General features: G+C 45.5%; 21 protein-coding genes and 1 pseudogene. 15 read left to right on the top strand and 7 right to left on the bottom strand.

Annotated elements, in window-relative coordinates; translation table 11 throughout:
* Positions 1-571: 571 nt before the first annotated feature.
* Complete coding sequence (locus tag H6G00_RS11790) at positions 572-982, bottom strand: NUDIX hydrolase (protein WP_190646600.1); 411 nt, start codon at positions 980-982, stop codon at positions 572-574.
* 447 nt (positions 983-1,429) lie between these two features.
* Between H6G00_RS11790 and H6G00_RS11785 the strand changes: the two genes are divergently transcribed.
* From H6G00_RS11785 to H6G00_RS11775, 3 genes are all read left to right on the top strand, one after another.
* Entirely contained in the window at positions 1,430-1,834 is a 405-nt protein-coding gene (locus tag H6G00_RS11785; protein WP_199318438.1) for a response regulator, read from the top strand.
* Positions 1,835-1,985: 151 nt separating this feature from the next.
* On the top strand, positions 1,986-2,393 hold the full coding sequence (locus tag H6G00_RS11780; protein WP_190796866.1) for a response regulator: 408 nt from the start codon (positions 1,986-1,988) through the stop codon (positions 2,391-2,393).
* Positions 2,394-2,534: 141 nt separating this feature from the next.
* Positions 2,535-2,792 (top strand): IS1 family transposase, encoded by a 258-nt coding sequence (locus H6G00_RS11775; RefSeq protein ID WP_190796865.1) that lies wholly within the window; start codon positions 2,535-2,537, stop codon positions 2,790-2,792.
* Between the two features lie 25 nt (positions 2,793-2,817).
* Here the strand turns inward: H6G00_RS11775 and H6G00_RS11770 are convergent, their stop codons facing one another.
* Positions 2,818-4,029, bottom strand: coding sequence for an IS256 family transposase (locus H6G00_RS11770; protein ID WP_190796864.1), 1,212 nt, complete (start codon positions 4,027-4,029; stop codon positions 2,818-2,820).
* 80 nt (positions 4,030-4,109) lie between these two features.
* On the opposite strand from H6G00_RS11770, the pseudogene H6G00_RS11765 reads away from it, so the two are divergent.
* Positions 4,110-4,550, top strand: a pseudogene (locus H6G00_RS11765) (IS1 family transposase); the annotation flags it as partial.
* A gap of 143 nt (positions 4,551-4,693) precedes the next feature.
* Here the strand turns inward: H6G00_RS11765 and H6G00_RS11760 are convergent.
* Positions 4,694-4,939, bottom strand: a complete 246-nt coding sequence (locus tag H6G00_RS11760) for a hypothetical protein (RefSeq protein WP_190646505.1) — start codon at positions 4,937-4,939, stop codon at positions 4,694-4,696.
* Positions 4,940-5,204: 265 nt separating this feature from the next.
* Between H6G00_RS11760 and H6G00_RS11755 the strand changes: the two genes are divergently transcribed.
* The 3 genes from H6G00_RS11755 to H6G00_RS11745 are packed head-to-tail and all read left to right on the top strand — an operon-like array spanning position 5,205 to position 6,399.
* Positions 5,205-5,549: a hypothetical protein gene (locus H6G00_RS11755; protein ID WP_190646506.1), complete on the top strand. Its 345-nt coding sequence runs from the start codon at positions 5,205-5,207 to the stop codon at positions 5,547-5,549.
* A 48-nt stretch (positions 5,550-5,597) separates the two neighbouring features.
* Positions 5,598-6,068: a hypothetical protein gene (locus H6G00_RS11750; protein ID WP_190646507.1), complete on the top strand. Its 471-nt coding sequence runs from the start codon at positions 5,598-5,600 to the stop codon at positions 6,066-6,068.
* Entirely contained in the window at positions 6,052-6,399 is a 348-nt protein-coding gene (locus H6G00_RS11745) for a hypothetical protein (protein ID WP_190646508.1), read from the top strand. The genes H6G00_RS11750 and H6G00_RS11745 overlap by 17 nt, the downstream gene beginning before the upstream one ends.
* 121 nt (positions 6,400-6,520) lie before the next feature.
* Here the strand turns inward: H6G00_RS11745 and H6G00_RS11740 are convergent, their stop codons facing one another.
* Entirely contained in the window at positions 6,521-6,898 is a 378-nt protein-coding gene (locus H6G00_RS11740; protein ID WP_199318437.1) for a DUF6876 family protein, read from the bottom strand.
* Positions 6,899-7,403: 505 nt separating this feature from the next.
* Between H6G00_RS11740 and H6G00_RS11735 the strand changes: the two genes are divergently transcribed.
* The 5 genes from H6G00_RS11735 (at position 7,404) to H6G00_RS11715 (ending at position 12,785) form a co-directional block, all read left to right on the top strand.
* Positions 7,404-7,967, top strand: coding sequence for a hypothetical protein (locus H6G00_RS11735; protein ID WP_190646511.1), 564 nt, complete (start codon positions 7,404-7,406; stop codon positions 7,965-7,967).
* 650 nt (positions 7,968-8,617) lie between these two features.
* A complete protein-coding gene (locus H6G00_RS36620) occupies positions 8,618-10,621 on the top strand; it encodes an ATP-binding protein (RefSeq protein WP_190646512.1) in 2,004 nt (667 codons plus the stop codon).
* Between the two features lie 152 nt (positions 10,622-10,773).
* On the top strand, positions 10,774-11,817 hold the full coding sequence (locus H6G00_RS11725) for an ABC transporter substrate-binding protein (protein WP_190646550.1): 1,044 nt from the start codon (positions 10,774-10,776) through the stop codon (positions 11,815-11,817).
* A gap of 273 nt (positions 11,818-12,090) precedes the next feature.
* Complete coding sequence (locus tag H6G00_RS11720) at positions 12,091-12,324, top strand: hypothetical protein (RefSeq protein ID WP_190796863.1); 234 nt, start codon at positions 12,091-12,093, stop codon at positions 12,322-12,324.
* A 137-nt stretch (positions 12,325-12,461) separates the two neighbouring features.
* Positions 12,462-12,785: a hypothetical protein gene (locus H6G00_RS11715; RefSeq protein ID WP_190646514.1), complete on the top strand. Its 324-nt coding sequence runs from the start codon at positions 12,462-12,464 to the stop codon at positions 12,783-12,785.
* Positions 12,786-13,056: 271 nt separating this feature from the next.
* Here H6G00_RS11715 and H6G00_RS11710 read toward each other — a convergent pair whose 3' ends face one another.
* From H6G00_RS11710 to H6G00_RS11700, 3 genes are all read right to left on the bottom strand, one after another.
* Positions 13,057-13,464: a response regulator gene (locus H6G00_RS11710; RefSeq protein WP_190646515.1), complete on the bottom strand. Its 408-nt coding sequence runs from the start codon at positions 13,462-13,464 to the stop codon at positions 13,057-13,059.
* 65 nt (positions 13,465-13,529) lie between these two features.
* A complete protein-coding gene (locus H6G00_RS11705; RefSeq protein ID WP_277881869.1) occupies positions 13,530-13,949 on the bottom strand; it encodes a response regulator in 420 nt (139 codons plus the stop codon).
* A 315-nt stretch (positions 13,950-14,264) separates the two neighbouring features.
* The gene (locus H6G00_RS11700) at positions 14,265-15,293 is read right to left on the bottom strand and encodes a fatty acid desaturase (protein ID WP_190646517.1); all 1,029 of its coding nucleotides are present in this window, start codon (positions 15,291-15,293) and stop codon (positions 14,265-14,267) included.
* A 399-nt stretch (positions 15,294-15,692) separates the two neighbouring features.
* Between H6G00_RS11700 and H6G00_RS11695 the strand changes: the two genes are divergently transcribed.
* From H6G00_RS11695 to H6G00_RS11685, 3 genes are all read left to right on the top strand, one after another.
* A complete protein-coding gene (locus H6G00_RS11695) occupies positions 15,693-16,418 on the top strand; it encodes a response regulator transcription factor (protein WP_190646518.1) in 726 nt (241 codons plus the stop codon).
* A gap of 585 nt (positions 16,419-17,003) precedes the next feature.
* Positions 17,004-19,817, top strand: coding sequence for a PAS domain S-box protein (locus H6G00_RS11690; protein WP_190796862.1), 2,814 nt, complete (start codon positions 17,004-17,006; stop codon positions 19,815-19,817).
* A 26-nt stretch (positions 19,818-19,843) separates the two neighbouring features.
* On the top strand, positions 19,844-21,331 hold the full coding sequence (locus tag H6G00_RS11685; protein WP_190796861.1) for an ATP-binding protein: 1,488 nt from the start codon (positions 19,844-19,846) through the stop codon (positions 21,329-21,331).
* Positions 21,332-21,382: the final 51 nt, after the last annotated feature.

Here is a 21,382-nt window from a genome sequence, read left to right as displayed (position 1 = left end):
ATCACGCCTAAACTCATCGTTGAGGTGTTCCATAGCGTATCACAGAGGCTGCGGGGCGATGTCATGGACAATTGAGTGCAGAATTAGCAGCAGCTTTGCGGTGACTCTGCTAATTGAAGCTGCATTGGTGGCTGAATATGACGGGTGTGAGAATATGGACAACTAACTCTATTGAACTTTTATCAGAAAAAACCTTAATCTGATCTTTACCTCTGAAGGTGAATGTTGATGCTTTGACAAGAGCTAACAATGAGTTTCAGATGTGTTATCTGACTCATTATGTCTTCAAAGCCAACTTGTTTCCAGAGAGGTGACCAGGTTTGCTACGTTGGCAATGACCCTAAAGTCGCTTCAGACTACGGAAGAAGAATTTTGACTGTTACTGCGATTAATCCGGTTGGTCACTTATTGGTTTGTGTAGCGTCAGACCAACGGTTGCTTGTTGGAGTTTCTTATAGGGATCTAGCCAAGATATAAAGTCAAGAGTTGCAATCGGTGATGACACAACTAACTGCGACTGTAGAAGTCTTAGAATTGAGAAGGCAATGCGATGCAACGCTGTTCTCGTAGTTTATTCACCACTCGTATAGGATTCACGGAATTGTATAAGAAGGCGCTTTAGCTCAAGCGATCGCACCTTTTTAACTGCCTGAGAAGGACTCATCCATTGACGCTGTCGGCGCTTAGCTTCAGGGTAGGTTTCTAGCTCTTCCTCCACTCGCATGGAAAACACCTCGATCTGATAGGAATATCCCAATTTTTGAGTAGAGTAGCGACCAATTGCAGGGGTAGTAACCGTTCCGATAACTCCTGCTTCTTCTATCGCTTCTTTTGCTGCAGAGGACGATGATGTCATCCAGGGCGCGATCCAACCTTTAGGAATCACCCAATGTTTACCGCTGGAAGTAGTAATAAGTAATACTTCTATCTTTCCCTGATTAATTCGATAGGGAATGATCCCCGATTGCCAAACTGTGGGCATGTTTCTCGCGTATGTATTGCGTCAGTAGTAGAGACAGACATTTAGTGATCCCCAACCTGCTATTGGTTCCCAGCGACAACATGAGGATTCCTTTAAACGTGAATCCATCGTCCTCAACTGCATTCCAGTCTCTCAGTTTCGTTAGTTACACAGAGCAGAGTATAGTGCGCTGCAATTTACAATTATAAGCGAGGTTGCCGTACAACAATTCTCATGCACACTGACATCAAGGGTGATCAGTTGTGGTGCCAGCCTTATCCGCAGTGGTGAAGTGTAAGGTGCCTAGACGAGACATTTGCTAGTCACAATTTTTAACCCAGTATTTTGCGATCTCTATCGGATAGGAGAGACAGGACAACTGCCTTGTAAGCCTTCATGAAGGCAGTTGTACTCTCTACTACAGCTATGCGAAATACAAAGAATGAGCCTCATTCTCAAAGGTTTCTGTTGGCAGGACTGACAGTGCTTCTCGTTGAGGATGAACCTGATATTGCTGAACTTTTTACGTTCATTCTGGAAGAGTACGGAGCAGAGGTTGTCCTTGCGAACTCTGCGCTTGAAGCTTTGGGAGAATTAGGACAACGGCAACCAGACATTCTAGTTAGTAATGTCAGGCTTCCTGAGGAGGACGGACGTTGGTTGATTGAGCAAGTCAGGCATTTGGAAGGAGCGTGGAGCGAACTTCCAGCCATTGCTGTAACATCCTACACGAGGGAGGTTGACGCTGAGAGAGCTTTAGAATCAGGCTTTCAGCATTTTATGCCTAAGCCACTAGACCCAGATGAGTTAGTTCAAGAGGTCCTTAAGCTGGTTGGACGAGGGGAGGGTGAAAGGAATGAAAACGGTTCCTAATGGTAATTTAAGTAGGGCAGAACCGTTACTATGACGATCAGTCTATTTTAAGGCAGAAATACCTGAGTTTATTAGCAACACTAACGAAAAGTAAGGCTTTTTGTGGGAGTATCGAGTCTATTCTATAATCTCCGTCACCCAATCTTGATCCATGTCCCTTAGCAATAGCCCCAGTCTAGATGGGTTGAGGGTGTTAATCGTAGATGACGATAATGATAACCTTCAACTTTTTGCTTTTCTGTTTGAAACTTACGGCGCAGAGGTAGCCGCAGTGAGTTCAGCAAATGATGCATTTCAAGCCTTTCTGAAGCAGCAACCAGATATCTTAATCAGTGACATCAGAATGCCTGATGCAGATGGGTTTATGTTAATCCGCCAAATTAGAGCGTTGACGGCTGAGCAAGGAGGGCAGGTGCCAGCGATCGCCCTGACCGCTAATGCCAAAGAATCAGATCGGCTACAGGCACTTGCAGCAGGTTTTCAACAGCATTTGGCTAAGCCTGTTGACCCAGATGTGTTGTTACAAGCGGTGTTAGAGTTTGCTTGCAGCAAGGCTTGATGAGGTAATCAACTCTAATAGGTCGGCCGTTGGAAGAAAGATTCTTCCTTAAGTTACTCGCTCCAGTAAGTTTCCTTCTTCTACTCTCCAGAAAAGTGGGCGTTGCTGCAAGGGTAATGCTTGGTTTGGCATGATAGAAGAATGAAATGTCCTCAATGTAATTCAACTCAAGTCGCTAAGAACGGGCATCGTCGAGGGAGACAATGCTACAAGTGTAAGCAGTGCAGGCGACAATTTCTCGAATCCTACTATCCTTGGCGCTACTCGGATGAGGTGAAGCAATTGTGCATCAAGATGTATCTCAATAGCATGGGACTGCGAGGTATCGAGCGGGTCACCCAGATTCACCACACCACAATTTTGCGCTGGATTCAAGCGGCAGGACATCCGGGTTTGTAAAGTAGTTTGTGTCAAGAGAAGAATATTAGATTGGGAACCTGCCCTCAAATTCAATGGCAAAGCGATTGAGAGCAGCTTTCCAATCTCGGATGGGCATCGTCCACTTTTTCGAAATGTTGTGGATCGCCAAGTAGATCACCTTCATGGCAGATTCGTCAGTCGGAAAGGAACGATGATTTCTCAAAACTTTTCGCAGGGTCATGTTCATTGATTCAATGGCATTGGTGGTGTAAATCGCTTTACGGATGTCAGGTGGGAAGGCAAAGAAGGGAATGACCCGGTTCCAGTGGTTCATCCAGGATTTACTGATCGTGGGATATTGCTTGTCCCAGCGCTCCGAGAAATCAACCAGGGCTTGCTCAGAATCGGTTTCAGTCGCAGCACTGTAAACGATTCTGAGGTCTGCTGCAACTGCCTTGCGGTCTTTATAGGAGACGTAGCTCAGGGAGTTTCGCACCAAATGGACAATGCATAGTTGTACAGTGGTTTGGGGAAAGACTGCCTCAATTGCCTCTGGAAACCCTGTCAATCCATCCACACAGGCAATGAAGATGTCCTTAACGCCCCGGTTTTGCAACTCTGTGAGCACTGAAAGCCAGAACTTGGACGATTCATTCTGAGTCATCCACAGTCCCAACAACTCCTTGTGACCGACCAGATTCACCCCCAGAGCCAAGTGAATCGCTTTGTTAATAACTCGTCCCTCATGTCGCACTTTGACGACAAGGGCATCGAAATAAACAATCGGGTAGACCCTATCCAGGCTACGGTTCTGCCAAACTTTGCGCTCTTGCTCAACGGCTTCAGTCACGTTAGAGATTAACGTGTGTGAGACCTCTACCCCATACAACTCCTGCAACTGAGCTTGGATGTCACGAGTCGTCATGCCACGGGCGTACAGCGCCAAAATCTTGTCGTCAAACCCGTTGAAGCGGGTCTGCCCCTTCTGAACCAACTGTGGCTCAAACACACCGTTGCGGTCGCGGGCTACGCCAATCTCGACTTCGCCAAACTCACCCTTAATCGTCTTTTTGCTCCGCCCGTTACGGCGGTTCTTAGGGCGCTCCAGGTCTGCTTCTGCCTGCTCCTCTGAAAGATGGGTATCAAGTTCAGCACTCAAGCACCGCTCAACCAGAGCTTTGGTCAATTGCTTAAAGATGCCTCCCTCACCCATCAGGTCTTCAGGCTGACGGTACTCTTTCAGCAGCTCATCAATTAATTCAGGTCGAAAATCCATTAGTTGCGTCTCAGGTAGATTAGTTCATTGGATCTGGTTTTGACCTTTGACACAATCTAATTTACAGTCCCGGACATCCACTTCCAGATGCGCCTGAAGTTCAAGACATCCCAGAAGTAACTGACTTGGATGAACTGCAAACCTTTGTCGGCAACAAGCGCAACAAACTTTGGATTTGGACTGCCGTTAATCACAAGCAGGCTGGAATTTTGGCATGGGTAATAGGCGACCGTAGTGCACAAACCTTTAAGTTCTTGTGGCTCATCGTTAAGTGCTGGCACTGCTTCTTCTATGTCACGGATGGATGGAAGGTTTATCCGATGTTCATTGAGGACGGTGACCAGATTGTGAGCAAGACCTACATGACTCGGGTTGAGGGGGAGAACACCCGTCTACGGCATTACCTAGCACGGTTGCACCGTAAAACCTTGTGCTACTCCAAATCCCTTGAGATGTTGAAATGTTCACTCCGTTTGCTGCTTCACTATTTGAAGTATCGAGCTATTCCTCTACCTACTTAACCATTACGCTTTCAGCAACGCCGAAAAGTGAATCAACTTTAATGAGGGAAATCTCTTAAAGAACTGCACTATCCCCTTCTCCCCACTCGCAGGCTAGCGACAGTAATAAACCTCTAACGTTAGAAGTAAGCACTGATAAGGCTTTACTCCGACTTCTCCTCCGACACCATCTTCTCTCTCAATGCCTGCTCCAGGTTATGACGCTCAATTAGCGCCCGATTTTCTGCTTTATTCAGCCAGTCTTCCAACGCTTCGGTCAGGACATCACTCAAATTCCAATCCTTACCGCTATTTTTGAGCGGGACGATCGCCCGTATCAAAAAATCGATGCGAGGTGGGATGTAGGCACGAAAAAGCCTTGGCTTCTCTTCTTCAGGCACACTAAGCACACAGTAAATCTCAAGTCATTCTGCCATAGTCGATTTTCAGGCAGACAAAAATGACTTAGTGCATTTATGCATTCATGCATAAATGTGGTATTTTTGAATCAAGAGCTTCTTGGAGGTCTCAAGCAGATTCCATGAGGTTCCCCTTCGCCCTCTCATTCCCTTTCATCACTATGAAAATCAGCCGAGTTGAAATGAATAGAACAGCTTTGTTTAAGGTTAGTAGTCACGCCATCGCACTGAAATCTGTTCAAGGAGGAAGCAAAACATGCAGTTTCTTCGCTCCATCCCAACGGTTTTTCTAGTTGCCATCAGTATCTTGTTCTTTACGGCTGCACCAGCCGCCGCTGCTCGTGGTCCCGATCCCTGTGAAGGGCGCGATCGCGGTACAGGCATCAACCGCGAAGAACTAAGCAGCTTGATTAATCAGACATTTCCCATACCGATCAACAACCTGAACACCATCTTGAGCGAGTCCCCCACCTGCTGGATTAACCAAAGTGGAGCTGCTTATCGCGCCAAGTGGGACCCGCAGAGTTTACTCATTGTTCTTGTAATCGATCGGACAGATAGAACTGCTGTGACCTATGATTTCTACTTTATTGGCCAATAAGGGTAATAGGTACAATACAGGGGCACAGCCTTACTCGTGCGATTAGCTATGAAACTGCGAGAACTCAAAGAGCGGGTATTTGAAGAGTGGAAAGATCACTGCTGGTTTAAGCGGTCGGTCATTCAGCCTGAGCTGTTTAAGGCAGAAATCAGGAAAGACTTTGGCGATCTTCGCCGTAAAGTTACTTGGGAAAAGGCACTTTGCCGGTTTCGGGCGCTCAACGCCAAAATTGGCTTAGTCGATGCCTACACGCTCATCCTCTCCACCTTCAATTTCACTCCCGACGATTGGGACTACGAGTACCGCCACCAGATCGTTGAAGAGTTTCTCATGCTCCCTAACGGACTGGAGCTAATCAAGCTCGGTTTAGAGCAATTGCTATCGGTAGACTTTACATCAGAGGAAAGAGGTAAGGCTCATGGGTTTTTTGAACTGGTTCGGACAGCAACCAGAGGAGAACTCTCAGGAATCACAACTAAGTCTCCTCGGCAACTCGCAGCCCGTGCGAGGGCGAGTTGATGGAAAGACGGTCAGAAAGGATTTTACGCAAACGGTTCAAGATAAGGGCGGCGACAAGAGAACCCAAGCCCATGCCACAGAGAAGATGACGCGATCGCTTTTTGGGTGCAGCACCGAAGAACTCTATCAGGAAACTGGCGGCAGAGAGGGCGATCGCACAACGCTCCCCCAGGATGCTCAGACCGCTTACATTGTTGGTGAAACTGCTGCGACTCATAGACTCAAAGCAACGCCAATCGAAGGAAACAGATCTCAGAAACACGTTCAGATTGTAGATACGGTTGAAGATGCGTCCAAAGACGTGAAGGGCATCTTCCCCTGGAATTGGTAGAAGTTTTCTCCCTATTCCTATTCTTTTTCAAGCTAAGGCTAAGAGATCATGCAGGGTAAAGCATACAGAACCTTTGACTCTCTATGCCCCTGCATGGCTCCGATCACTGGCGCTGTACTTCCTAACACTCCGATGGCAGAAACAGTACTCCCTGTTGGTAGTACAGCTTCAAGCTTTGGAGCGGAAAGTCTGTGAAAGGAATCTCCTGGGTGACAGCAACATCTCCCTGGTCTCGCTCACACATTAGTCGTGCGGAGCGATCGGGGTTTACTGTCAGTGTCCAGAACTGGATGCCCTGAAGCATCGGGTCGTCCCGGATGCGCGGGTCATTCTGCCAGGAGGCGATCGCATCAATTAACCAGTAGGCCCCACCACGTTCAGCGACGTAGCGAACGCCCTCGGTATAGCGAACGTTAAACCCTGGATGGTGGTAGAGCGCCTCGCTGCCAATAAATTGGGCGAGATCTCCTTCCGTAAGCGGAGTAGTGGGTTGAGTCATAGGGGGATAACCGTGTGAAGTTTACTCCCTAAAGGTGTTTTGCGTTCACCCTTCAGAGCCACCCTGGAAACCTTCTCGCTTGAAAACCGTAGAAGCTTTACCCAGCATGGTCTCTTGCCTTGAAGCAATCTCTTCTACCCGTGCCCTAAAAGTACGGACAGAGTAATAATTTTGAGTTGATGCTTTCAAGCATTATTTCAGTACGAATAGCAAGAAGCCCTTTCCCCGCTTCGGTAGGATAGTGGGTACTCCAAGGTGTCAAGAGTTCGCTTCGCTGCTCCGTTGTCGCACTCTTGACACCTTGGGGTCTCTCCCACATTCAGAGAAGCGTCGGGAAAAAGGCAAAAAATGTTTCATATCCCTTACTAGCTTCCTGCACTGGCCTGATAGATAGCGCTGAAGCTGAAGCAAAATTTCTCTTGACTCGCTCGTGATGCTCCTAGTACGCAAAGAGTGTGTTCTATCTCTACACCGAACACAGCTACTCGTAAGGAGAAAGGTTTTTATGAGCGTTGAAACTCTTGACGTGATTGTTACGGTTTTGATGTGGACAGTCTTTTGGTTTGGAGTGGTTTATGTAGGTGGGGGTTCTTTGCTCTACGCTTGGGATCGCAGTAGCACAAATGCTCATGCTGCGTGTGCGGTTCCTGTGAAGAGTTCAGTTGCTTCAATCCCCTTGTCCTTCACTCAGGAAAGTGCAGAGCAGTTTTTTGTAGGAAGTGGATCAGTGCCCGTTTTTGATTTCTGGCAGGATAGTCAGAGTTATCGAGATCCAAGCTATCTAAACTTGTGGAGCCTTCCTGCTACAGATGGGGCAGTTACGATCGGTTGGAATTCGGCAGCATTGTTTGACCAAGTTTCAACTGAGCAGCGAGAGGGCACAGCGGAACAAAAAGAGTTTGTGCTCAACCTTAAAGGGATGAAGGTCTATACGCTTCACAAAAAAAAGGCTGTGCTCATGAAGGATCTGCCATTTCAGGTACCAGAAAGGATTCAACGGCGAAAGTTACGAGGTGAAGATGCGGTGTATCTTCGCGATCTTGAGACTTTTACGACCGTAGTCGGTTAAAATGAAAACCCTTTGGCGGCAGGGAAAAAGGGAAGACTGGCCGCCACCTTGATCACGATTTTTTAGAAGTCGCTGTGGTTCACAGTACTATCTAGCGACTGTTCTAATTAATGGTTCTAAAGTCAATAATAAGGCAATAGTAAAATTTGTCTTATTGAATGCGCTTCATACGAAATAACGCTACACAATAGTTGAATTAGTTTCTTGATCACTCCCTGCTTTACACAGATAGCTCCCTTCCTTACTGGGTAAAACAACATGGCAGCTAAGCCTTAGTAAGCTGCTAACAATTTCAGACAGCTGGACGTAAGCAATTCAATGAAAAGGGGCTCCTTTGCATTTTGTCTTTCCTATCCATGTTAACTAGCGAACAAATTCAGTTGGAGATTCAAAACCGATTCGGTTTTATTCCTCCCTTTTTTAGTCCAGCCCAACATAGTCCACGAATTCTAAGCTATCTCTGGCACCAAACTCTCTTTGCTTACATTGAGAATCCGCTCCCTGCTCTATTTAAAGAAAAACTCTCTGCCTATCTTTCGCGCTTCTGTACAATTCCCTACTGCATGATTTGTCACAGTTGTACCTTAAGACCTTTAGGTATGCAGGCACAGGAGGTACTGGCACTACTAGAGTCACCACCTCCATCTGAGGTGAATCTTGAGGAACATCTCAACGTTTTGCAGTGTGAAAGAGAACTAACACTTCGTTTAGAACCAGGTTCAGCACTCGAAGCTAGTTTGTTAGCGTGCTGCACTTCTATCTTCCTAAAACCAGAAGTATCTGAATCTTGTCGAAGAGAGTTACTCCGTCTATTAGGGCCTCTGAATTACGAGCATCTCATTGCCTTAATTGCTTACGTAAAAACTTGTCACATGTGGGTCGAAGCTCATCCTGAGATAGCGTATGAAGCAGATAAACGAGTTACAGAGCACCTTGGGTTACTACTACACGAAGAGCCTCGATTAGCTGAGTTTTTTGCTAATTACAAAGAGCGAGTACGGCAAGAATTCCAAAGACAACGTCAACAGCAAGCTGCGCTACCGCCAAATCGGCGTAATGACACTGCCAGTCAGCAGATCACAAGCATCTTTGAAAGCATAACTGATGTTTTCTTTTCGCTTGATCATCAATGGCAATTTACTTATCTCAACGGACATGCAGAGCAATTCTTTCTAAGCAATCGAGCTGCCTTAATTGGTAAGAATATTTGGGAGCTTTCAAACTCATCGATTTTGCTTCCATATCGACAGCAGTGTTATGACGCTCTGACGCAACAAGTCAGTACTACCGTTGAAGTATTTTGTGATTCTCTTAATACCTGGTTTGAAGCTCGTATCTATCCAACCCAGTACGGACTCTCGATATATCTTCAAGACATTACACCTCGAAAGCAAAAGGAAGATAAGCTACAAGCATACATGGCTCAAATAGAGCAAGCATTGAAATTTGACTCAATGCTAAAGCGCATTACTGACAAGGTTCGTGACAGTTTGGATGAAAGTCAGATTTTGACAACTGTTGTTCGAGAATTAGCTCTTGGGCTAGAGGTAGATGGTTGCGATACGGCTCTCTACGATCTTGAACAAGGTACCTCAACTGTCTATTATGAATACTGTCCCTCGTTACCTTCTAAGCAAGGAAGCGTACTGCTCATAACAGATCATCTTGAGCTTCATAATCAGTTTCTTCAAGGTCAAAGCCTCCAGTTCTGCTTGCTATCTTCTAGCCCCGTTTGGTTAGGTCAAAATCGTTCCATTTTCGGCTGTCCTATTTCTGATGAACACGGCGTTCTTGGTGATCTATGGCTATATACTCACCCAAACTATATCTTCAGTGACCCAGAGATTCGATTAGTACAGCAAATATCGAATCAATGCGCGATCGCTATTCGCCAAGCTCGACTCTACCAAGCAGCTCAAGTGCAGGTGGAAAACTTAGAGAAACTGAACCAACTCAAAGATGATTTCCTCAGTACCGTTTCTCATGAACTGCGAGCACCAATGGCAAACATTAAGATGGCAATCCACATGCTCAAAGTGCCTTCAACTCAAGAGCAGCGGGAGCGTTATCTGAAAATTTTAGAAACGGAATGTAAACGGGAGACGGAATTAATCAATAACCTTCTTGATTTACAACAGCTAGAAGCAGATGCGCTTCCCCTTTCATTTGAAACACTGCATCTGCAAAACTGGCTACCTTCAGTCATTGAACCGTTTCAAGTACGTGCCAGTGAGTGTCAGCAAAGTTTGATATTCAATTGGTCTGGTAACTTACCCCCTCTGTTTTCACATCCTCCCAGTCTGGAACGAATCCTCGTTGAATTACTGAATAACGCTTGTAAATATACCGCTGCTGGAGGAAAGATTGCGTTGAATGTTATTCATGCTCCCTACTCCGGTGACAATTTGTCTAATAGCTTATCCGCAATTGTTTTTACAATAGGCAATCAATCTGAAATTCCTGTAGCAGAGTTGCCTTACATCTTTGATAAATTCTATCGAATACCTCAAGCAGATCCTTGGCAGCAACGAGGAACTGGACTAGGGCTTGCTTTAGTTCAGAAGTTAGTAGAGAGATTAGCAGGAAGTATTGAAGTTACAAGCAACAACGAATGGACTGAATTTACTCTTCGATTCTTCGGAAATCAAAGCTGATTCTTGTTCAGAGGTTAAATAAGGCTCTCATAGTTTTTCCACCAAGTAATTTGCGTTCAAAGTAAAGATAGTAAAGGATACTTACATCGATCAAAAATTGCTGCTTGACTCAGGTACAATGCTTACGCATTGATTTCAGAAGTAAAACTGCCATGAAGTTGCCGAGAAATCTTCAGCTTTTGTCGCGCCGACAGTCTCTTCGGCTTATAGCTGGTGCTACGACTGGTCTTATTTTACATAGCTGTGCTCAATCTACTGAAACGGATTCATCTCAAGCAGAAGTAGTCTCAGCATCTATTGGAATTACTTCTTGGATTGGAAATACACCGCTTCACATTGCTCAGGAGAAAGGATTCTTTGAAGAGCAGGGGCTTCGATTAGATGCAAAGGTCTTTAGCACTATTTTGGATGCTTTTCCTGCGTTTGAAGCTGGGCACTTAGATGGATTAAATCCTGTAACGACAGAAGCTGTTTTACTTACCTCACGAGGGGTAGATTATCGAGTCGTTTTAGTTTGCGATACTTCAGTTGGAGCCGATGGAATCTTAGCTCGTAATAGTGTTGCTAGTATTAAAGATTTCAAAGGAAGGCAAGTTGCTGTCCAAAAAGGTGGAGTTGGGCACTTCTTTGTGCTTCAAGTTTTAGAGGATGTAGGCTTAAGCAGCAACGATATTACTGTTATCGATGTACCTCCCGATACAGCGGCAGTAGCTTATCAATCCGGTGAGGTAGAAATTGCCTACACCTTTTCACCTTATATGGAAGAAGCAAATGCTGCCCAGAGCGATGGACGTATCATTTATACCTCTGCTGAAAAACCTGGTGCGATCGCTGACCTGTACATCTTCAAAACACAATTTGTTGAGAACCAAGCGAAAGCTACAGAAGCTTTTGTAAGAGGCATCCTTAAAGGCTTAGATTTCTTAGCTCAAAATCCCGAAGAAGGATTAGCAATCGCGAGTAAAGAGTTGGGTATTACACCTTCTGAACTGGAGGCTCAGTTAAAAGGTTTAGAACTACCGGATTTGCAAACTAATTTAGCGATGCTAAGCGATTTCGACAGCGATCTGTATCTTCAAAATGGAATGGAGAACTTAGCTAATTTCTTGAAGAGTAACAACGAAATTCAAGAGACTCCAGACCTTTCTCAAGTGCTAGAGCCCCGCTTTGTTGAATCGGTTGGTGCTAGTTCCTAGAAATTTTGCTACAGAAACGATACCTAAAACTGTTTGATGCAGTATTAGAAGATTTTCTGAATCTGTTCTTTAATCTCGTCTAGGTCAATGTAGTGATCCGTCTACAAAGGCAGAAAGTTTCTGTCGAATAGAGCGGTTTTAGTGCAATTGTAAATTCTTAAAGCATTAATGAAGCCTGTATAAAGCTTTGAGATTTTTTCTTTCCTAAGGGAGACACTATATAGACCACCCTCTAGAGTTAAGTTGAAATTGAACTCTTTGGGGTTAACTATAGTGAATAAAATATATATTGAAGTTGTTGATACAGATTTTTTTCAGTTCTCAGTACCCGTATTTAAGATAGGGCAGAAGGTTAGAACATCTCAAGGTTCAACTGGCTACATTGTCGGTCTTGATTTCTACCCAGAAGCTAAAACTTGGGCGTACGGAGTCTATTTTACAGATGGGAAAACCCGGTTAATCGAGGAAGATTGGTTCAGTGCTGAGCAGATAGTTGCATCCGACTAGAAGGCATCAGTTTTTGTTCATTAGGAACATGTTTCGCACTTATGTTGCATATGTTATTTTAGGCTCAAGGTATTTTTGCCTGCTTACAGAGTTCCACCTGCTCGCTGCCGGTTTTGAGTCTTTGTACCTTTGTAGCCATGAAAGATACCTTCTTCAGATTAGCTTGCCGAATCAAGTCTTCAGATATCATAGCCAGAAGCGCTGATTATCATGACTTAGAAATCCTTGAACGCCAAGTCATAGCGCTCAATGCAGAACGAGGTCAGACTCATGAATACTTTGTTGAGAGAGTAAAACTCAATGCTTTAATGCCTTGGGAGGTCGTTGCACTAGCAGAACGAGGAATGATTAGCCTGGATCAGCTAGAACGGTATTCAAAGACAGATGCCTACCGCAGCCACACCACAAGCATCAAAGAATTGATTCAGAGAGTACAAGTCAAAGGACTTGAGCAGTCATAAGGCCGGAACCCCTCAGAGTACTCGCCGCTTCTTGGACATTTCCTTGTCGCCTATCTCTAAACCACATCGCCTGAAGGGGATAGTTGAATCTAAAGAAAACCTTAAGAACAGAAAACGGCGTTCTCATATAACTTACATTATCTTTACAGATGGCGAAGTTTCTTCGCAGTTGTTCAAACGGGGTTAGCTTTCATAAAGACCCTGACCATAGACTGCTATAAATACTTAGTGCAGTGCCAGTTCCAATCTAATAGGGGCTGGCATTGTGCTGTTAAATCTTGCTAGGAACCATCTCTAACGCAGCTTGCAGTAACACATCTGGGTCAACAGGCTTAGCCAAATGCTGCTGAAACCCTGCTGCAAGCGCTTGCTCTCGATCTGATTCTTTAGCATTAGCGGTCAGGGCGATCGCTGGCACCTGCCCTCCTTGCTCAACCGTCAACCCTCTGATTCGGCGAATTAGCATGTAACCATCTTCGTCAGGCATACTCACATTACTAACTAGAATGTGTGGTTGCCACTCCAGAACTGATTGGAATGCGTAATTAGCAGAGCTAACGGCTGCTATCTCTGCACCATAAACCTCAAATAAGAAAGCGAGAAACTGGAGATTGTCGCTATCATCATCTACGATTAGCACCTTCAAACCATCCAGCCTGAGATCACCATTGGGGGACATGGATCAGGAACCTTGATAGAAGTTGTGGGAAAAATTTGATATTCCCACAAAAACTTTGTCTTTCGTTAATCCTGCTTCACAAGTTTGAGAATCTCTTGAACTAGCTCATCCGGGTCTACTGGTTTAGGCATAAAATGCTGAAAACCTGATTGTATCGCTCCTTCAGCATCAACTTCCCTGGTGTAGGACGTTACAGCAATGGCTGGAAGTTCGCTCCACGCTCCTTCCAACTGCCTGATCTGTTCGATCAACCAACGTCCATCCTCTTGAGGAAGCCGAACATTGCTGACCAAGATGTCTGGTTGCCGTTGTCCCAACCTCGCTAGAGCTTCAATAGCAGAGGTGGCTAGGACAACCTCGGCTCCGTACTCCTCAAGAATGACCGTTAAAAGTTCAGCCATGTCAGGCTCATCCTCAACAAGAAGCACTGTCAGTCCTGCCAAAAGCGCTTTGTGTGGGAGAGCCTTATCTCCTGTACTTTTCATAGTCGTATCAGAGAACACAACTGCTTCATGAAGACTTATCAAGCGGTTTCTTGTCTCTCCCATGCGATAGATATCGCAAAAGCTGAGTTAGCAATTGTGTCACAGTCTGGAGAGTGATCGCTTTAGTATCCCTTATGACAGAAGGTATTTCACTCTCGCCCTTGTATAGCAGACGAGAAAATTTTGTGCTTAAACCATTAGACCCTGATGAGTCAGTTCAAGAAATTCTTAGGCTTGCTGGGGAATTAGAACATGGAAAGAGCGAAAACGATCCCTAACCCATGATTCTCCTAAGAAAGACTCAGCGATTTGTTTCTAAACTGGTAGAACTATATCTGAGAAGCCAATGCATCCGTAGAATGTCTGGAGTTGAAGATGCCCTTCATCATCTCTTGACTGCCCACAACCCGCCAAGACTCGATTCATGCGAAAACGATGATAGTTCTTAAACATTTGAAGCAAATCGATGAAGCAATCTTCTGTTTCGCCGTATCGAGAGTTAAGAGTTTGATCCAGTTGATGAAGGTTATGCCAGGGGCATTGCATCATGATGTGATGGGCATTGTGGTAGCCACAGTTCAAAAGTAAGAAGTTGAGCCATACGTAACGATGAGAGAGTACGTAAGAGAACGTATTTGCTTGTTCGTAGTCTTGGTCACGCTTTGGTGCAATTTCATCCGGTCTAAACGTTTCGTAAGTATGGAAAAAAGCACCTGTAAACTGAGTGACAACATGCATTCCCGTGTAAGACAGAAAATAAAGTATTACAGCTTTGGGAGATAGTATTCCTAGTGCAGTAAACATCGTCCCTCTAAGCAACAGAAGTACTACGACCCTCAGCCGTTCATCATGTCGTTGAGGATTCCAAAAGGGTGCTGTCAACGCTCGCCACTGCAATAGAAAAGCAATAGCTGGAAAGTACAACCCTTCCAATAGCAGAATGAGTCTTCGAGCAACTGTAGGAAGCTTTTGAATAAGATCCTCAACATCAACAGTGGAAAATTCAGCATGTTTTACGTGATGGGCAATATGCCACCGTTTGAGCTCCCGAAACCGAGCGTAGCAGCCGCCATTTAACCAAAGTACAATGTTGCCAGCGATAGTGTTGGCTTGCCTCTTCTTAAAAACCGAATCGTGCATGAATTCATGCGCCCAAAAAACAGTCAATGCGAGGCTATAGGTTAGCAGGAAGACTCCTAATCCGTTCAGCCAAGCATTTGCAGATAGAAGTAAAGCGGTACCACCGTAATAGCCGCATAGGGTACCAGTCAGAGCGATCGCATTCCACAGCGGTTTTCTACAGAGGTAAACGGTTGCATCTAAATCTGTCAGAGAAGAGAGCATAGTGCTACCTCAGTTACTCAACGTTTAACTTGGAGTTAAGAAAATTAGATGAAGTCAAAAGAATATTTTAGAGTAAGGAATGACAATCAGTTTCAATTTGGTATGGGGAGTTAGACTTGACGATTCCTCTGCCAAATTAGGGGATGTTTTGAGGTTTAATAATCAGGATGGGTTCAAAGTTCCCAACAGCGCAGCGATAATCACAGCAACTTACAAAAATTGCTCTTTTATTATTTCCCGTTGGACTGGCTTAGCAATTCAAAAAACTGGCTGTAAAAAGATTTGAACCGCTGAGAGCCTTACAGGATAGGAGTGAATGAGTCAAAATTTGTAATCTCCTATAATATAGAGTCGCTGACACAGTGGGTCAGCGCTGTCATTACAAGCAGGCTATTCTAAATGGCTCCCATTCGCGTTACTCTCATTGAAGATCATGACCTCACCCGGATGGGACTCCGAACAATGCTCAGTCAGCAGGATGACCTTGAGGTAATCGGAGAAGCTGCAAGTGGTCCTGAAGGTCTGAAATTGCTGCTGAGAGCTAAACCAGATGTTGCCATCGTAGACATTAATCTCCCCGGTATCGACGGAATTGAGTTGGTACGCCAGTTCAGGGAATCGCTGACTGATGAGCTACCTGATGCGGCTCAAACAAAAGTGTTGATGTTGACGATGCAGGATAATGAAGCAGATGTCCTCGCTGCCTTTGCCGCTGGAGCAGATTCCTACTGCATGAAGAATGTGGATGCAGACCATCTGTTTCGAGCTGTTCAAAGCACCCATGAGGGCAATAACTGGATTGACCCAGCGATCGCCCGAGTTGTGTTAGACCATAACAGTCAAATTCAGGCAGAAATTGCAAGTACCGCTGCTCAACCTAACACCGTCGAGATTACAGCAGACACCGAACACATCGACATATTGGCAGTTGCTCCTCTTACTGATCGAGAGTTGGAGGTCCTCCAGCTCATTGTGGAAGGATGTAGCAATGCCGAAATTGGAGAACGGTGCTACATCACTGTTGGCACCGTTAAAACCCACGTTCGTAATATCTTAAATAAACTCAGTGTGGATGATCGAACTCAGGCAGCCGTGCGAGCGTTGCGGGGTGGGTTAGTAACTTAATTCGTTCATTGAATAATTGAACCGTAACCCTAGATAGCTTTAAGCCATGCCTCTATAGGCTTACGAAAGCCGTTTAATAGTCAAAATGCGGAGCGGCTCAAAAATTTAGAATTGATCACATGCTGCGCTTAGCAAGATTAACTGAGATCGCCTGATGGAATATGAATTTATAAGAACGACCAGTTCTGTAATAGTCCAAGCAAGGATAATTGCTTACTACCGTTTCTTCAGACTGTAAAATGCTTTTGACTATGAAATGACTATGAGAGCTAGCAACATACTGGGAAATCGTTGCCTGAGAAGGATTCCATTCGACTGCTTACTTCCTTCACACGGAAGGGGTCACTGGTTCAAATCCAGTATCGCCCATAGATTTTTTCTTGTCGCTGTCGTTCTTAACGATTAAGTATTAAGCTTGCAGCATTATTATCGCTTTTAGCTTAGAAAGCTGAAGCATGGACCGACCGTAGCATATAAAGTGGGCTAACTTTTGCTGCCTGCCTTTCTTAGGCAATCAGGTCGGTTAAATGTAATTCGATCGCAAATACCGACTCAGATGTTCCAGCTTTGCAAGGGGGCTAAACAATGTTGGGAGCAGAACGGATGTTACTGTCTCGCTACAGTGTGGCTGTACTAGTAAGCTTACTGGCGTTGTTCGTAAGGTTTCTGCTGATACCAGTGCTTGGATATGAAGCACCGCTATTGGTCTTCATTATCCCTGTCATGGTTAGCGCTTGGTATGGGGGACTGGGTCCTGGGATGCTAGCAACGGGTTTAACTGCTCTTGTTGGCACCTATTTCTTTGTCTCGCCTTACTTTAGCTTCAACGTTAATAGGTTGGAGAACGGTGTACGAATTATCATTTTTCTAACCGAAGGAATACTGATCAGTAGCTTGAGCGAAGCACTGAGAAGAGCCAGGCAGCGGGCAGAGAGAACAGCAGTGGCGTTGCAGGAAAGTGAGGAACAATATCGTCTTTTGGTGGAGGGTGTGAAAGACTATGCCATTTTCATGCTTGACCCCAATGGTCGGATCACAAGTTGGAATACAGGTGCCGAACGACTGAAAGGCTATTCTGCTCTAGAGGTTTTGGGACGGCATTTCTCACTCCTGTTTGCACCAGAGTCCGTTGAGCGGCACCAACCGGAGCAGCAGTTGCACACTGCCACTATTGAAACTCGCTATGAAGGACAGGGCTGGCGACGACGAAAAGATGGATCGCTATTTTGGGCAGATGTAGTGCTGACTGCTTTGCAGGACGATCGCGGCAATTTACGAGGGTTTGTAGAAGTCACGCGAGATATCACCGCACGGAGGCAAGCCGAATCAACATTACAAAAAACACTGAAAGACTTATCTGATGTCAAATTTGCTCTCGATCAAGCGGCAATTTTAGCAATCACGGATGCTCAAGGAACTATTACCGAGACTAATGATAAATTCTGTGAACTCTCCAAATTCTCTAAAGAAGAACTGATTGGGCAAAATCACCGCATTATTAATTCTGGCTATCATGCTAAAGAGTTTTTCCGCAATCTCTGGAGCACAATTACTCAAGGTGAAGTATGGCACGGTGAGATTAAAAACCGCGCTAAGGATGGCACCTATTATTGGGTTGACACAACCATTGTTCCGTTGCTTGATGAGTTTGATAAACCCGTTCAATACCTTGCGGTACGGTTTGATATTACTTCCCGAAAGCAGGCAGAAGAGGCTTTAGCTCAGGAAAAAGCCACCAGTGATTTGGAGCGCAAACGTTTACGGGCGATTCTCGATATTCTGCCCGTTGGAGTGTTTATTGCTAACGCTAATGGAACGATCATTGACATGAATCCGGCAACTCGTACCATTTGGGGTGAAGAAGCTCCAATGCCAGGAAGCGTGGAAGAATACCGAGAGTATAAGGGATGGCGGTCTGGAACAAATTATCGTCTTTCTAGCCAAGATTGGGCTTTAACCCGTGCCCTTCAGGAAGGACGAACCTACTTAAATGAAGAAGTTGATATTGAAACGTTTGATGGACAACGCAAAACCATTTTGAATTCAGCGGTTCCGATTCTAGATAGAACGGGCGAGACCATCAACGCAGTAACGGTAAACGTGGATATTACCCGACGCAAACAGGCAGAAGAGTCACTCCGTCGCACAGTTCAACGATTAGAAACCTTGCAGCAGATCGATCGCGCCATCCTCCAGGCAACCTCCTCTGAAGCTATTGCTCGCTCTGCCCTGCTACGGTTAAATCAGGTGATTGCCTACCAACAAGCAGCGGTTGTCCTATTTAACTTTGAGACTAATGAAGCTCAAGTGCTGGCAGGACAAGTTGACTCTACAAAGGCAGGTTCTATTACCTCGATCGCCTCATTCTCATCGTTAGAGAGTTTGCGCTATCGAGAAACAGTTCGCTATATCGAGGATTTGAGTACCATGCTCCAGCGTCCTCCCATGCTGGAGTATCAGTTTAGGCAAGGAACACGCAGCGTCCTAATTGTTGCTCTGTTGATAGAAGGGGATTTGATCGGAGATTTGTATCTATTTGCTAATGAGCCTGCTGCTTTTGATGTTGAGAATCGGGCGATCGCCCAAGAAATTGCCAATCAGCTTGCGGTCGCAATTCAACAAGCTCGATTGCGAGAGCAATTACAACTCCATGCCGCTGAACTGGAGCAACGGGTAGAGTCGCGAACTGCCGAACTTCAGGAAGCGAATGAAGCGTTGCAGGCATTTGCCTACTCGGTTTCTCATGATTTGCGTGCCCCCCTCCGCTCAATGGCAGGATTGGGAACGATTTTGCTAGAAGATTATGGCGATCGCCTTGATGGAGACGGTCAGGAGTATACACAGCGGATCGTGCAAGCCGCACGAGACATGGATACCTTGATTCTGGATCTATTGGAGTACAGCCGCCTCAGCCGCAGTGACATTCAACTACGAGTGCTTAATCTGAATGCAATCATCGCAGAAGTGCTATCTCATTTGCGATCTGAGATCGATGCAAAACCCGCTGAAGTTGTGGTTGAGTCGCCACTGCCTGAAGTCGAAGGGCACTATGCAATCTTCAGCCGGATTCTCACCAATTTACTCACCAATGCGCTGAAATTTACTCGACCAGATCATCAGCCTCAGATTCATCTTTGGACAGAAGAGCGGCTCGATGAAACTGGAGCGTGGGTGCGGTTGTGGGTAGAAGATAACGGCATTGGCATTGAACCTAGATTTCAAGAGCAAATTTTTCAGGTGTTTGAGCGATTGCACAGTGCCGAGGTTTATCCGGGTACGGGCATTGGCTTAGCAATTGTTCGCAAAGGAGCCGAGCGCATGGGCGGACGGGTTGGGGTTGAATCTCAAGTTGGTCAAGGAAGCCGCTTTTGGATTGAATTACGCAAGCCCCTTGCATAATCAGAAAAGCGATTATTTTTTAAGCAATGTATATCCTTGTAGCTGACGACGATCCCAATCAACGGCTGTTTATCATTCGAGAATTAGAAAAAGAATTTTCGGGGCTGCAAGCTCAAGAGATTGTTGATGAAAATAGTTTTGAGCAGGTGCTAGGGGGCGATCGCATTGACTTAGCAATCCTCGACTATCAGCTACGGTGGACTACTGGGCTAGACCTGCTCCATCGATTAAAACGACATTCTCCCAATTGTCCAGTGATCATGTTTACTGATACGGCTAACCAAGAAATTGCCGTTGAAGCGATGAAATCTGGACTGGATGACTACATTTTGAAGTCTCCAAAAAATTACATCCGTTTACGAGCGTCAGCACGAGCCGCTGTAGAACGTACCCAATCAAAGCAGAGAGCCGCTTTACTTGAGGTTCGATTTCAGTCATTGCTAGAGCAACTCAGCATTGGTGTGTTTCGGGCAACGCCTGACCATCAGGTGATCGAAGCCAATCAAGCTTTTCTACAACTCTTGCGAATCAGTTCTCTAGCAGATGAACAGATAGACCAGATCACAAGTCAGTTGTCCCAACTGACAGAACTTGCACCTGGGCAGAAGCGAGAGCGAGAATTGCAGTTGACCAACGAGGGGAATGTCGTCTGGATTCGCTTGGCTGAAACTCTCAATTCTGTGAGTGGAGAGGCAGTGATTGATGGGTTAGTGGAAGACATCACAGAACTCAAACATTATGCTGCCCGGTTACAGACCATTCAGGAAGAAGAGCGCCAGCGCTATACTGAGCAACTTGAGCAGGAAATAAGCCGCCGGACTCAGGAGCTAGAGGAGGCAAACAAAGACCTGGAAGCCTTTACCTACTCGGTTTCCCACGACTTGCGAGAGCCTTTACGCTCGATCCGTGGGTATGCTCAAATCCTGCTAGAAGACTTTGCTGACCAGCTAGACTCAACAGGTCAAGCCTACGCCGATCGGATTCGAGAGAATGGCGATCGCATGGATCAGATGTTACAGGGCTTATTGTCCTACAACCGCTTGAGTCGAATGACGTTAGCGTTACAGGCGATCGACTTAGATATCGCTGTCAGAGATGTCTTGACTCAATTAGAGCTTCAATTACAACACGCTCAAATCATTGTCGAAGCACCACTGTTTACTGTAATAGGTCATTACTTAACCGTGGAGCAGGTCATTACAAATCTAATCACGAATGCCATTAAGTTCGTGACTCCCGGTGTCCAACCCCGTATCCGAATTTGGAGTGAACCTCGTAGTGAGTTCATTCGTTTGTGGATTGAGGACAACGGCATCGGCATTGCTCCTCAACACCGTGACCGAATTTTCCGTATCTTTGAGCGGTTACACGGGGTAGAAAGCTACCCTGGTACGGGCATTGGGTTAGCGATCGTCCAACGCAGCATAGAGCGAATGGGTGGGCGATCGGGCGTTGAGTCTCAAGTAGGGCAAGGAAGCCGCTTTTGGATTGAGCTACCTACTTTTGGAGAGTAAAATTAATCATTTACTAGCACTGCAAATGATTAATTTTGCAACACAGCTTCT

The sequence above is a fragment of the Leptolyngbya sp. FACHB-541 genome, from assembly GCF_014695875.1.
In the GTDB taxonomy this organism is placed as follows: domain Bacteria; phylum Cyanobacteriota; class Cyanobacteriia; order Elainellales; family Elainellaceae; genus JAAUTN01.
The sequence above is the reverse complement of the archived record's forward strand: the minus strand, read 5'-3'. Positions and strand labels throughout refer to the sequence as shown.

What these genes read in the sequence shown, in the direction of transcription:
- H6G00_RS11790 (WP_190646600.1), bottom strand. Translation starts at nt 982, where the DNA reads ATGCCCACAGTTTGGCAATCGGGGATCATTCCCTATCGAATTAATCAG.
- H6G00_RS11780 (WP_190796866.1), top strand. Translation starts at nt 1,986, where the DNA reads ATGTCCCTTAGCAATAGCCCCAGTCTAGATGGGTTGAGGGTGTTAATC.
- H6G00_RS11775 (WP_190796865.1), top strand. Translation starts at nt 2,535, where the DNA reads ATGAAATGTCCTCAATGTAATTCAACTCAAGTCGCTAAGAACGGGCAT.
- H6G00_RS11770 (WP_190796864.1), bottom strand. Translation starts at nt 4,029, where the DNA reads ATGGATTTTCGACCTGAATTAATTGATGAGCTGCTGAAAGAGTACCGT.
- H6G00_RS11755 (WP_190646506.1), top strand. Translation starts at nt 5,205, where the DNA reads ATGCAGTTTCTTCGCTCCATCCCAACGGTTTTTCTAGTTGCCATCAGT.
- H6G00_RS11750 (WP_190646507.1), top strand. Translation starts at nt 5,598, where the DNA reads ATGAAACTGCGAGAACTCAAAGAGCGGGTATTTGAAGAGTGGAAAGAT.
- H6G00_RS11740 (WP_199318437.1), bottom strand. Translation starts at nt 6,898, where the DNA reads ATGACTCAACCCACTACTCCGCTTACGGAAGGAGATCTCGCCCAATTT.
- H6G00_RS11735 (WP_190646511.1), top strand. Translation starts at nt 7,404, where the DNA reads ATGAGCGTTGAAACTCTTGACGTGATTGTTACGGTTTTGATGTGGACA.
- H6G00_RS11725 (WP_190646550.1), top strand. Translation starts at nt 10,774, where the DNA reads ATGAAGTTGCCGAGAAATCTTCAGCTTTTGTCGCGCCGACAGTCTCTT.
- H6G00_RS11715 (WP_190646514.1), top strand. Translation starts at nt 12,462, where the DNA reads ATGAAAGATACCTTCTTCAGATTAGCTTGCCGAATCAAGTCTTCAGAT.
- H6G00_RS11710 (WP_190646515.1), bottom strand. Translation starts at nt 13,464, where the DNA reads ATGTCCCCCAATGGTGATCTCAGGCTGGATGGTTTGAAGGTGCTAATC.
- H6G00_RS11705 (WP_277881869.1), bottom strand. Translation starts at nt 13,949, where the DNA reads ATGAAAAGTACAGGAGATAAGGCTCTCCCACACAAAGCGCTTTTGGCA.
- H6G00_RS11700 (WP_190646517.1), bottom strand. Translation starts at nt 15,293, where the DNA reads ATGCTCTCTTCTCTGACAGATTTAGATGCAACCGTTTACCTCTGTAGA.
- H6G00_RS11695 (WP_190646518.1), top strand. Translation starts at nt 15,693, where the DNA reads ATGGCTCCCATTCGCGTTACTCTCATTGAAGATCATGACCTCACCCGG.
- H6G00_RS11690 (WP_190796862.1), top strand. Translation starts at nt 17,004, where the DNA reads ATGTTGGGAGCAGAACGGATGTTACTGTCTCGCTACAGTGTGGCTGTA.
- H6G00_RS11685 (WP_190796861.1), top strand. Translation starts at nt 19,844, where the DNA reads ATGTATATCCTTGTAGCTGACGACGATCCCAATCAACGGCTGTTTATC.